This is a genomic window from Geobacillus sp. WSUCF-018B, assembly GCF_002809985.1.
Lineage (GTDB): Bacteria > Bacillota > Bacilli > Bacillales > Anoxybacillaceae > Geobacillus > Geobacillus thermophilus.
Window position 1 is genome coordinate 1 of the sequence record NZ_PIJF01000038.1, and the last position, 11,855, is coordinate 11,855.

Below are 11,855 nucleotides of genomic sequence, written 5' to 3' on the forward strand. Positions count from 1 at the left end.
GATGTTTTACGGTTACAACGTTTCCTGTAACCAACTCCATACATCGAGTAGCCGTGATTGGAGTGCCTTTATTGAACGGTTTTCTCCACGCCTTTATTCTATCATACACAAAAGAAAGGGGGAACGCGCATTCCTCTCCCACTTACTCCCTTTGGTCGTTGAAGTGGGAGTCTCCTGCGCGAAATAGGATGAAAGTCGTCGCCAAACAGGCGGCAGATTTTGACCGGGCCAAAGGATTGTCGGTCATGGAAAACATTTTGCAAAGCCATAAAGACATTCAAGCGGTCTTTGCCCATAATGACGAAATGGCCTTAGGGGCGTTGGAGGCCTTGCAGGCGCATGGGATGAACAACGTGATTGTGGTTGGATTCGACGCGACCGATGACGCAGTCAAGGCGGTGAAAGAAGGGAAAATGGCGGCCACCGTCGCGCAAAAACCAGCATTGATTGGCGAAAAGGAGGTGGACGCTGCTATCCGCGTTCACAAAGGGGAGAAAGTGGATCAATTTATCCCCGTTCCGCTCGAGTTGGTTCAAGGGCAATAATATGGGATTTTATCCGTGGTGCTAGTTGAGCTCTGACGCTCAACTAGCACCTGGGTTAATCAAAACAAAACTCTGGCAAAGCAAGCTCTTTGATCACTATGTATCTATTAAATGCCATGATAACGACGAAACGCATTAAGGACGCGATTAAAATCATAAGGGTGCATAATCCCGTAAAATTTCCGAAACCGAACGGTAGATGGAATTTCGTTATACCAGTCATACTGAACATATGATTGTGCCTTTAATCCAACATATTTCCAATAAACAATTGGTATTCGATAAGGGTATCGAGATGTTGGTTTTGATCTTGTGACTTTTAATCCAATAGCAATGGCTCGATTGCCTCTAAAACCCAAAATAAGAACAGGACGATATGTACCGCCCTGCCCTTCCTGAAAACGAAAATATATATCGTAAATACCACCCGGCTGCATCATTCTTCATCTAGCCACCGTTGATGCACAGGATTATCGGGATTCACAGTCACAACACCATCAGGGCTAACATCCAATAAAGGAGCAGAAGGCAACCGATCAAAACAAATGCTTGAACTTAAAGACGCATTGATGTTTGCGTATCGATTTCGCACAGCAGGTTTAGCATAAATCGATCTTAATGACTGTGCTCGCACATCTTTTCGCCTTGAGATGGCTGATCTTCGCAACTGGCGATGCTCCTTTCTGCGCATACGCTATCACCACCTTAGCAATAGCATATGCCTGTTTTGAAAAAACATGTACGAGACATACGCTGGCTATAATGTACATTTATTATAGCATATACAAGAGGGGATAACAAAACCAACCAATCTACAAAAATCCTTTGTTTCTACCTTGTTAGGGTGTGACATGTGAGTAGTGATTTCCGCTCTTTCCCTCGACCGGCTTCATTAACCATCGGAGGTCATAAAGAAACGCATCTTGGTTCATACTAAAGAAAAAGATGGAAAAAGAAAGGAACCCACCATGCTTCGAGAACTCGACTGGATGACGTACATCATGATCATTTTGGCCAGCTATCGGTTCACCCACTTGATCGTCTTTGATAAGATCACCGAATTCATTCGCAATCCGTTTATGAAAAAAGAGACAATCCGGCATGAGGACGGCCATACGGAAATCAAAAAAGTGCCGAAATCGAAATTCGGCTATTTGTTGAACTGTTACTGGTGCGCGGGGGTGTGGAGCGCGATTTTTCTCGCGCTTGGGTATTTATTCATCCCGAAGATCGCCATGCCGTTCATTTTTATTTTTTCGATCGCTGGGGCGCAAGCGATTTTGGAAACATTCGTCGGGGTGGGGACGAAGGCAATCGATCTTCTGTCGGCGGCGAAAAAGCGGATGGACTGACATTGGCGGGCGTACGGCGGAAACATGCGGCACGCTCGCTTTTCTTGCTTTTGTCGATACATCATGGTTGACTTATATAAGTACTTAATTATATAATGATTGACGGAAACCATTTCATTGGTCGGCGTGGCCGTTTCATGATGGTTGTTCGTTTTTATATAAGCAAATCATGATATGATGATGAACGGAGGGGTGATATGCCGCAACTCGCAATGGAGATAGGAGCGGCCGCTCGGGTGTTGAAGCTGCTTGGTGATCCGACGCGGCTGACGATTTTGGCGATTTTGAATAAGCGGGAATGCTGTGTGTGCGAGCTGCTTGAGGTGTTTTCGACCAGCCAGCCGGCGATCAGCCAGCATTTGCGTAAGTTAAAAGATGCCGGGCTGATCAAAGAAGAGCGGAGAGGGCAATGGGTGTATTATTCGCTCCGGCCGCAAAGCGAATACTACTCATTGTTGCAAGCGGTGTTGTCGTATGTTCCGGATCAAGAGGAAAACATTCGCAAAATCGAGACAGCGAATCCTGCAGCCCGCTGCGGGTGCTGATGTTAAATGACGAGGTGAATGATGGTGGATTGTTGTGAACCGAAGCGGTTGTCGTTTTTAGACCGCTTTTTGACGGTATGGATTTTTCTTGCGATGGCGGTCGGGATCGCAGTCGGAATTTGGGCTCCTGGGTTGGTGGATGGATTGAATCGTCTGCAAGTGGGGACAACGTCGATTCCGATTGCGATCGGGTTGATTTTGATGATGTATCCGCCGCTGGCGAAAGTGCGTTATGAAGAGATGGGGCGTGTGTTCAAAGATGTGAAGGTGCTCGTTTTGTCCCTCGTGCAAAACTGGGTGATCGGTCCCATTCTCATGTTTTTGTTGGCGGTCGTCTTTTTGCCTGACAAGCCGGAGTATATGATTGGTTTGATTTTAATCGGGCTTTCCCGTTGCATCGCCATGGTCATCGTCTGGAACGATTTGGCGCGCGGTGACACAGAGTACGCAGCGGGACTTGTCGCCTTCAATTCACTGTTTCAAGTATTGTTTTTCTCGCTATATGCGTACGTGTTTGTGACGGTCATTCCTGGATGGATTGGGCTTGAGGGAGCCGTTGTCGAGATCACGATGGCGGAAGTGGCGAAATCGGTGTTTATTTACTTAGGCATCCCGTTTCTCGCTGGCATGGCGACAAGGTTTGTGCTTGTGAAAGCGAAAGGGCGGCAATGGTATGAAACAGTGTTTGTGCCGAAAATCAGCCCGCTGACGCTTGTTGCGCTTTTGTTTACGATCGTGGTGATGTTTTCGCTCAAAGGCGATATGATCGTCAGCTTGCCGCTCGATGTTGTGCGCATTGCGATTCCATTGCTGCTTTATTTTGTCATCATGTTTTTTGTCTCCTTCTTTTTGGCGAAAAAATTGGGAGCCGGCTACCCGGTATCGACGACGCTGGCGTTTACAGCGGGGAGCAACAACTTTGAGCTGGCCATTGCCGTCGCCGTGGGGGTGTTTGGCATTCATTCGGGCGCGGCGTTTGCGGCGGTCATCGGTCCGCTCATTGAAGTGCCGGTGATGCTGGCGCTTGTCAACGTAGCATTGGCGTTTCAGCGAAAGTATTTTTCCTCTGCTGCTCCAGAATCAAAATAAAGGTGGGAATCAACGATGAAGAAAAAAATCATTTATTTCTTATGCACCGGCAACTCGTGCCGCAGTCAAATGGCGGAAGGCTGGGCGAAACAACTTCTTGGTGAGGAATGGGAAGTGCACAGCGCCGGCATTGAAGCGCATGGCCTCAATCCGAATGCGGTCAAGGTGATGAAGGAAGTCGGCATCGACATTTCGAACCAAACGTCTGACGTCATCGACCCGGATCTCCTCAACCGCGCTGATTTGGTCGTGACGCTGTGCGGCCATGCGGCCGACCATTGCCCCGTCACCCCGCCGCACGTGAAGCGCGTCCATTGGGGCTTTGACGACCCAGCGAAAGCGGAAGGGACGGAAGAGGAGAAGCTGGCGGTGTTCCGCCGCGTGCGCGATGAAATTGGCGCGCGCCTCCGCCGGTTTGCTGAGACGGGGGAATAGGGGCGGTGCAGCGAGGCAGGCGCAAAGAGCGGGGAAACTGTCTTGCATAGGGTGCGCGGCAGTTGCTCATCGAAGTGCGGCCGGAAACGGGGAAGTGGCTGGGCGGACGAAAACCGCTCGGCGTGACAAAGATGGTGAGAAGCCATCTTGTTGATAGACGAAATGAGCACATCGATGAAGGCGGTGCCACGTCAGGTCACTGGGGGAGAAACGAAATGGAGTTATTTCATCAGTTAGCTTGCCGAAACATCAAAATCCGCAAACGGTCCGGTTTCGGGGAGCAATTACGACAACAGTGGGAAAAGGTGTTTGCCGGCCATTTGACTGTGGAAGAAAAACAACACATCCACCTTCATAATCGGAATGGAGTCAACGGCTACTTATGGCATGTGTTCAGCTATGGGATGAGAGGCTGTTTCACAGGAGAAGAAGCGGAAATGGCGTTTGATCAAGAAGAGAAAACGTGCTGCTATCTTTTCTTTCAACATGGCGACGATGCGTTCACCGTGGAGGATGCGTCCGGATTGAAAGCCGCCGATCTGGCAGCGGAAAACGACAAAATCGATCTATATGTGGTGGACAGCGAGTTCAACTGGACGTTTGTCATGACGCATGAAAGCGGATGGCTTGGCCCGTATTTTAGCAGAAGGTAACAGCCATGGCTTATCGGCGGCCAAGGAAATCCAATGAGACAGAAAGAAAAAGAGTTCCAACCGAGCCCCAGGAAGACTAGGTTGGAACCTTTTTATTATCGCTCGTCGGCCGGGAACACGATGCCGGTTTGTCTTCGCGCTTCGTCCATGATTTCCATCGTCCAAAGCGAATGGCGGTGCGAGTTGACGGCCGATTCGCGTTCTCCGTTTTCGATCAAACGGATAAACTCTTCCGCCTCGTAGTACATCGGCGGCTTGTCCTGCGGCGCGGTGATGTCCTCGACGCGCCCGTCGCGGTAGCGGATTTCCGCTTTGGTTGGTGTGTGGATGGCGTCGATGATCATGTTTCCGTCTTCCCCTTGAATCTCCGAAGGCAAGTGCGAGTTCGTGATTTTCGAATAAAAGACGACCGCGTCCATGTCGCCGTAATCGAGCACGATCGAACCCTCGCCATCAACGCCGGATTCGAGCTTCACGCTTTGCGCCTTCACGCCACGGGGCTGGCCGAACAAAACGACCATCGGGTACAGGCAATAGACGCCAAGGTCCATCAACGCCCCGTTGGAGAAAGCTGGGTTGAAGGCGTTGAGCACCGTTCCTTGCTTATAGGCGTCATAGCGCGATGAGTATTGGCAATAGTTCGCCACGTAGCGGCGGATGCGGCCGAGTTTCGGCAAGTGCTCGCGGATGGACCGGAATGTGGGAAGCAGCGTCGCTTTCATCGCTTCCATCAACACGACGCCGTTTCGCTCGGCCGCTTCGATCATCGCCTTTACTTCTTTGGCGTTCGAGGCGAGCGGTTTTTCGCATAAGACGTGTTTGCCGTGATTCATGAGCAAAATCGCCTGCTCGGCATGAAGTGCGTTCGGGCTGGCGATATAGACGGCATCAATGCCGTCGCTTTCGGCCAGCTTTTGCAAGTCCGTGAACGTCCGCGGCGCCCCGACTTTGTCGGCAAACTGCTTTGCGGTCTCCTCGGTTCGCGAGTAGACGGCGGCGAGTTCGAAGGAATCGACGAGGCGCGCGGCGTCAAGAAATGCTTCGGTGATCCAGTTTGTGCCGATGGTTGCGAATCGAATCATGTTGTTTGGCCTCCTTCATTTGTATCGACCCCATTGTACCACAAATCAACGGAGAGGCTTCGTTTTGTCATCGTCATGGAGCAAGCGTGCTTTTCTCTTTAGTTTTCATACAGCTCGATCGGCAGTTCATCTGGGTCTTGGAAGAAGGTGAATCGTTTGCCGGTCGCTTCATCAACGCGGACGGGTTCGGGATCGATGCCGTGTTGGCGCAAGTAGGCAATGGCTTCATCGAGGTTGTCCACCGCCAAAGCAAGATGGCGCAGTCCGCACGCTTCCGGGTAGCTTGGGCGCTTCGGCGGGTTTTCAAAGGAAAATAGCTCAAGCTGAATGCCGCCATCAGCCTCCAAATCGAGTTTGTACGAACGGCGCTCAGCGCGGTATTGCTCCCGGATGGGGCGAAATCCGAGAATTTCTGTATAAAATCGTTTCGACCGCTCATAGTCCGAGCAAATAATGGCGATATGGTGAATCGTGGCAAGACGCATATTGCTTCCTCCTCTTATAAGACGAGTGATGTATTGCAAAATACCATTGAACTTATTCATTCTTCTTAGAGAAACCTCGTACAATTAACTTTTTTTGAACCATTTCCGCTCATTGGTACGAGACAGCCATGTTTCACGTCCTTCCATGTTTTTCGGAAAACTGCCTACCCATCACTGAAATCAGCAGCGGTTGAGCCCGTTCTCGGTGTTTCGGTCAAATCGAACCAAGAATTGTTATTTTGCGATAATAGAAGGGGTTGTCGATGCTTGTCGAAGCGGGCGAAAAATGTCTGCTCTCCTTATATTGACAGTTTGACAATCTATAGACTATCATAAATCTTGTAGGTTAGAAAATTTGAAATATTCATTTGATATTTTGGCAGAAAAAGCGAATGTTCACCACGTTTTTTGTAAGCGCTTAACTTCTATGTTTCCTCATGATCGCCGCACCATGGATGCTACACCATTGTGTTTGTTTCCCATCACAGCATGAGAACAAGGGGAAGGGGATATGGCATGATCTACGAATTTAAATTGCCTGACATCGGCGAAGGGCTGCATGAAGCGGAAATCATCCGCTGGCTCATTCGCGAAGGGGATGTGGTCAAGGCGGATCAGCCGATTGCCGAAATTCAAACGGATAAGGCGATGGTGGAAATGACGACGCCGGTCGCTGGCAAAGTGGTGGCGCTTGCCGGGCCGGAAGGGGCGACGGTGAAGGTTGGAGAGCCGTTGATTGTCGTGGAAACCGAGGCGGCGGTGGCGGCCGAAGCGGCGCCGACTGACCATTTGGCTCAGGAGCCTGCGTCTGCTGTTCATATAGAAGCCCCGCGCCCAACGGTGGCGCGCAAACGGGCGATTGCCGCGCCGTCTGTGCGCAAGCGGGCGCGGGAGTTGGGCGTTCCGATCGATGAAGTGGAAGGAACGGGCGAAGGCGGTCGGGTGACGCTCGCCGACTTGGAGCGATATGTCCGCGAGCGGGAAGCAGCCGTGGCGGTGGCAGAGCTACGTGAAAGGAGCGGGGCCGCGGTTTTGCCAGTTGGGGGCACGGCGATAGAGCAAAAGGCGGACAAAGCTGCATGGACGTCCATCGCCAGCACGGAGCTTGTGGTTCCAGAAGAAGAGCGCATCCCGCTTCGCGGCTTGCGCAAAAAAATCGCCGAAAAAATGGTGAAATCGGCGTACACGGCGCCGCATGTGACCGGGATGGACGAGGTGGACGTGACGAAGCTCGTCGAGATCCGCAAAAACCTGGCCAGCGAGCTGGCCAAGGAGCAGATCAAACTGACGTATTTGCCGTTTATTATTAAAGCGGTGACAAGGGCGCTGAAGCAATATCCGATGTTTAACGCTTCGCTCGATGAAGAGACGAATGAAATCGTCTTGAAAAAGCGCTATCACATCGGCATCGCGACGGCGACGAAAGCGGGGCTTGTCGTCCCTGTCATCCGCGACGCCGATCAAAAATCGATCCGCGAGCTCGCCGTTGAGATCGCCGAGCTGTCGGAAAAAGCGCACCGCCAGGCGCTTCGCCTTGACGAGCTGCAAGGAAGCACGTTTACGATCACGAGCACCGGGGCGGGCGGGGGCTGGTTTGCGACGCCGATCATCAACTATCCGGAAGTGGCGATTTTCGGAGCGCATGCGATCAAACGGCGCCCGGTTGTCGTCGGCGACGAAATTGTCATCCGCGATATGATGGGAATGTCGCTCACCTTTGACCACCGCGTCATTGACGGCGAGCCGGCCGGGCGGTTTATGCGGACGGTGGCGCACTATTTGGAAAATCCGGAAGTGTTGCTCTTGGACGTGCGGTAGGCGGCGCTCGGTTAGGAGGACATGTCTTCGTACTGGAAGAGAGCGAGCGCCAAAGAGAAGCAGCTGGGCCGTGATGAAAAAATGATGAGGAGGGAAGCCCATGTTTGACCCGGACCAATTGTCGGTCGAGATCGTGCGAATTCTCGATGAAAACGGAAATGGCGATGAGGAGAAGTTAGCGGCGTTTTCCGATGAGTGGTTGCTTCGTGCCTACCGGGAAATGCGGCGGGCGCGCGTCATTGATGAGCGGCTGTTGCGCATGCAGCGGCAAGGGCGGATCGGGACGTATGCCCCGTTTAGCGGCCAAGAGGCGGCGCAAATCGGCAGCGCCCTTGCGCTTCATAAAGACGATTGGATTTTCCCGAGCTACCGCGAAGTGGCGGTATGCTTGATGCATGGCATGCCGCTTGAGCAGTTTTTCCATTACGTGCAGGGCCGCTTGTCAGGGAAACGGATGCCGGAGGGAGTGAACATTTTCCCGACGCAAATCATCATCGCTGCTCAGACGCTTCATGCGGTCGGCTGCGCGTGGGCGTCGAAATTGAAAGGCGAATCGCAAGTATCGGTTGCGTATTTCGGCGACGGGGCGACGTCAGAGGGCGATTTTCATGAAGCGATGAATTTTGCCGCGGTGTACAACGTGCCGGTCATCTTTTTCTGCCAAAACAACCAATACGCCATCAGCGTCCCGTACCGGAAGCAGACGGCCAGCCGGACGATCGCGCAAAAGGCGCTTGCGTACGGGATGAAAGGGGTGCTCGTTGACGGCAATGACGTGCTGGCGGTGTACGAAACGATGAAGCAGGCCGTCGAAGCCGCTCGCCGCGGCGAGGGGCCGATGTTGATCGAGGCGCTCACCTATCGGCTCGGGCCGCACACGACGGCGGATGACCCGACGAGATACCGCCGGCCGGAAGAAGTCGAGACATGGCGGGCGAAAGATCCGCTCCGCCGTCTGCGCCTGCTTTTGGAACGGCGCGGATTATGGACGGAAGCGCAGGAAGACGCGCTTGTCGCCCAAGTGAATGATGAAGTGACCGCGGCGTACGAGGCGGCCATCGCCAGCAAGTCCGGTTCGATTGTCGATGTATTCGATTACGTGTACAGCGAAGCGCCAACATTGCTTGCCGAGCAAAAAGACGAAGTGATGCGGCGCAAACAACGGAGCGGGGTGAGATAAATGGCGGAATTGACGATGATTGAAGCGATCAATGAAGCGATGCGCCAAGAGATGGAGCGCGATCCGCGCATCATCGTGCTGGGCGAAGATGTCGGCGAAAACGGCGGCGTCTTCCGGGCGACGGACGGGCTGCTTGCGCAGTTTGGCGAGGGGCGCGTGTTTGATACGCCGCTTGCGGAATCGGGCATTATCGGCACGTCTATTGGACTGGCGATCAACGGCATGCGCCCGATTGCCGAAATTCAGTTTCTCGGGTTTGTGTACCAGGCGATGGACCAGCTGGCGGCCCAGGCGGCGCGCATCCGCTTCCGCTCGGCCGGACGGTTTTCGTGCCCGATCGTCGTGCGCAGCCCGTACGGCGGCGGGGTGCGGACGCCGGAATTGCACTCCGATGCGTTGGAGGCGCTGTTTACCCATTCGCCGGGCTTAAAAGTCGTCATGCCGTCCAATCCGTACGATGCGAAAGGGCTGCTCATTTCCGCCATTCGCGATGAAGACCCGGTTCTGTTTCTGGAGCCGATGAAGCTGTATCGGGCGTTTCGCATGGAAGTGCCCGAAGAACCGTACACGATTCCGCTCGGCCAAGCACGGGTTGTGAAAGAAGGAGACGATGTGACGATCATTGCTTGGGGGGCGACCGTGCCGCTTGCCGCCAAAGTCGCCGCCGAGATGGAAGCGAAAGGGGTCAGCGCGGAAGTGATCGACCTTCGCTGCCTGCAGCCGCTTGATATCGACACCATCATCACTTCGGTGGAAAAAACAGGACGGGTGATGATCGTCCATGAAGCGGTGAAAACAGGCGGGTTTGGCGCGGAAGTGGCGGCCTTGATCAGCGAACGGGCGCTGTTTTCTCTATCAGCTCCAATCGTGCGTATCGCCGGCTACGACACGCCGTATCCGGTGCCGTCGGTGGAGGATGATTGGCTGCCGAACGCCGAGCGGATTGCGGAAGGAATTGAAACGTTGCTCCGTTACTAAACGAACCATGCCATCCGGGTCGATCGATCCACCATCAGAGTGCGTCAAGAGAAAAGGCGGCGCATCGATGGATGGCACCGCTTGATCCGATCGGGTGAGGAGGAGAACGATGAACGTATACGAATCACTGCTGGAATTGATCGGCGACCGCGAGCGGGTGAGCATCAATGAAACGGTGCTCGAACACCACAGCAAAGGCATCGCCTACCATGCGCCGCATAAGCCAGATGTCGTCGTGTTTCCGAAAACGGCGGAGGAAGTGAGCCGGGTGATGGCGTTTGCCAACGAGCACCGCATCCCTGTGACGCCGTTTGGCGCCGGCACGAGCTTGGAAGGGCATGTCATTCCAATTGCGGGCGGCATCAGTTTGGATTTGACGTTGATGAACAACATTATCGACATTCGCCCGGACGATTTTCTCGCCATCGTCGAGCCGGGAGTGACGCGGTTGCAACTGAATGAGGCGCTGAAGCGATATGGGTTGTTTTTCCCGGTCGATCCGGGTGCGGACGCGACGATCGGCGGCATGGCGGCGACGAACGCGAGCGGCACGAACTGCGTGAAATACGGCGTCATGCGCGATCAAGTGCTCGGATTAGAGGTGGTGCTCGCGGACGGTTCAGTCATTCAGACGGGAAGTTTGGCGGTGAAATCGTCGGCCGGCTATGACTTGACCGGCTTGTTCGTCGGATCGGAAGGGACGCTCGGCGTCTTCACCCGCCTTATTGTCCGCCTGCATGGCATTCCAGAGGCGACGAACGCCATCAAAGTGTGCTTCCCGTCTCTCGAGACAGCGGCAGGGGCTGCGTTTGCCATTTTGCGGTCCGGCGTCGGCCCCGGCAAAATCGAGCTCGTGGACGAGGCGACGATCGCCGCGGTCAACGCATACAAAAAGACGGATTATCCGGTGACGCCGACGCTGTTTATCGAATTGAACGGCAGCCGCGCGAGCGTGGACGATGGGACGGAACTCGTCAAAGAATTGTGCGAGTCCGAAGGCGCGGTTTCCTTTGCGGTCGAGACGGACTCGCTCGCCCGCGCGAAGCTGTGGGAAGCGCGCCACCATGCGGCGTTCGCCATTCAAGCCGCCTATCCAGGCAAGGCGATGCTCTCAACTGATGTGTGCGTGCCGCTGTCCGAGCTGCCGGGGGCGATCGCCGATACGCGCCGGCTTGTCAACGAGCAGAACATGACCGCCGCGATTTTCGGCCATGTCGGCGACGGCAATTACCATACGGTGCTTGCCTTTGACCCGAACGATGCGGATGAGATGGCGCGGATCGAACGCGTGCACGCCCATATCGTCCGCTATGCCTTATCGCGCGGCGGCACGTGCACGGGAGAGCACGGCATCGGCATCGGCAAACGGGCGTTTTTGCGTGAAGAAAAAGGAGACGCCGTGCTTTGGATGAAACGGTTGAAACAGCTGTTTGACCCGAACGGCATTCTCAATCCGGGAAAAATCTTTTTGCCGTAACGCTTCATCTGTATGGCGGCTCGATGGATTAGGTTGAATATTTCTCCCAAACATAAATGGGCTGAAGACGGGCCTTTATGGGGAAAAGGGTGCTCTCAATGGAACGGAGCACCTTTTTCTTCTTGTGTTTCTCTACAAGGATGGAGAGTGCCGTTGCTCGCATTTCATGAAACGTCCTCACGGTTGCTTTTTGCATACTGCGCGCTTGCTTTTCTT

11 protein-coding genes and 1 pseudogene are annotated in these 11,855 nt (G+C 53.8%); 10 read left to right on the forward strand and 2 right to left on the reverse strand.

Going from position 1 to position 11,855, the window contains the following annotated elements; genetic code table 11:
- Positions 1–176: 176 nt before the first annotated feature.
- From CV944_RS11680 to CV944_RS11705, 6 genes and pseudogenes are all read left to right on the forward strand, one after another.
- Positions 177–545 (forward strand): annotated as a pseudogene (locus CV944_RS11680) (substrate-binding domain-containing protein); the annotation flags it as partial.
- Positions 546–1,513: 968 nt separating this feature from the next.
- Positions 1,514–1,897 carry a DUF1360 domain-containing protein gene (locus CV944_RS11685; protein WP_033006683.1) on the forward strand — a complete coding sequence of 128 codons (384 nt, stop codon included), beginning with the start codon at positions 1,514–1,516 and terminating at the stop codon, positions 1,895–1,897.
- A 197-nt stretch (positions 1,898–2,094) separates the two neighbouring features.
- Complete coding sequence (locus tag CV944_RS11690) at positions 2,095–2,442, forward strand: ArsR/SmtB family transcription factor (protein ID WP_063211050.1); 348 nt, start codon at positions 2,095–2,097, stop codon at positions 2,440–2,442.
- Between the two features lie 21 nt (positions 2,443–2,463).
- The gene (gene arsB, locus CV944_RS11695; protein ID WP_199170453.1) at positions 2,464–3,531 is read left to right on the forward strand and encodes an ACR3 family arsenite efflux transporter; all 1,068 of its coding nucleotides are present in this window, start codon (positions 2,464–2,466) and stop codon (positions 3,529–3,531) included.
- Between the two features lie 15 nt (positions 3,532–3,546).
- A complete protein-coding gene (gene arsC / locus CV944_RS11700; protein WP_100664235.1) occupies positions 3,547–3,966 on the forward strand; it encodes an arsenate reductase (thioredoxin) in 420 nt (139 codons plus the stop codon).
- Positions 3,967–4,181: 215 nt separating this feature from the next.
- Positions 4,182–4,619 carry a DUF4275 family protein gene (locus CV944_RS11705; RefSeq protein ID WP_044745042.1) on the forward strand — a complete coding sequence of 146 codons (438 nt, stop codon included), beginning with the start codon at positions 4,182–4,184 and terminating at the stop codon, positions 4,617–4,619.
- A 95-nt stretch (positions 4,620–4,714) separates the two neighbouring features.
- Here CV944_RS11705 and CV944_RS11710 read toward each other — a convergent pair whose 3' ends face one another.
- Positions 4,715–5,701, reverse strand: a complete 987-nt coding sequence (locus tag CV944_RS11710) for a Gfo/Idh/MocA family protein (RefSeq protein ID WP_100664236.1) — start codon at positions 5,699–5,701, stop codon at positions 4,715–4,717.
- A 98-nt stretch (positions 5,702–5,799) separates the two neighbouring features.
- Entirely contained in the window at positions 5,800–6,186 is a 387-nt protein-coding gene (gloA2, locus tag CV944_RS11715) for an SMU1112c/YaeR family gloxylase I-like metalloprotein (RefSeq protein WP_100664237.1), read from the reverse strand.
- A gap of 516 nt (positions 6,187–6,702) precedes the next feature.
- Between gloA2 and CV944_RS11720 the strand changes: the two genes are divergently transcribed.
- The 4 genes from CV944_RS11720 to CV944_RS11735 all read left to right on the forward strand — a co-directional run bounded on the left by CV944_RS11720 (position 6,703) and on the right by CV944_RS11735 (position 11,639).
- Entirely contained in the window at positions 6,703–8,004 is a 1,302-nt protein-coding gene (locus tag CV944_RS11720; protein WP_100664238.1) for a dihydrolipoamide acetyltransferase family protein, read from the forward strand.
- 100 nt (positions 8,005–8,104) lie between these two features.
- Positions 8,105–9,184, forward strand: coding sequence for a pyruvate dehydrogenase (acetyl-transferring) E1 component subunit alpha (pdhA, locus tag CV944_RS11725; RefSeq protein ID WP_100659791.1), 1,080 nt, complete (start codon positions 8,105–8,107; stop codon positions 9,182–9,184).
- Positions 9,185–10,162, forward strand: coding sequence for an alpha-ketoacid dehydrogenase subunit beta (locus CV944_RS11730; RefSeq protein ID WP_050367892.1), 978 nt, complete (start codon positions 9,185–9,187; stop codon positions 10,160–10,162).
- Between the two features lie 109 nt (positions 10,163–10,271).
- Positions 10,272–11,639, forward strand: a complete 1,368-nt coding sequence (locus CV944_RS11735; RefSeq protein WP_100659792.1) for an FAD-binding oxidoreductase — start codon at positions 10,272–10,274, stop codon at positions 11,637–11,639.
- Positions 11,640–11,855: the final 216 nt, after the last annotated feature.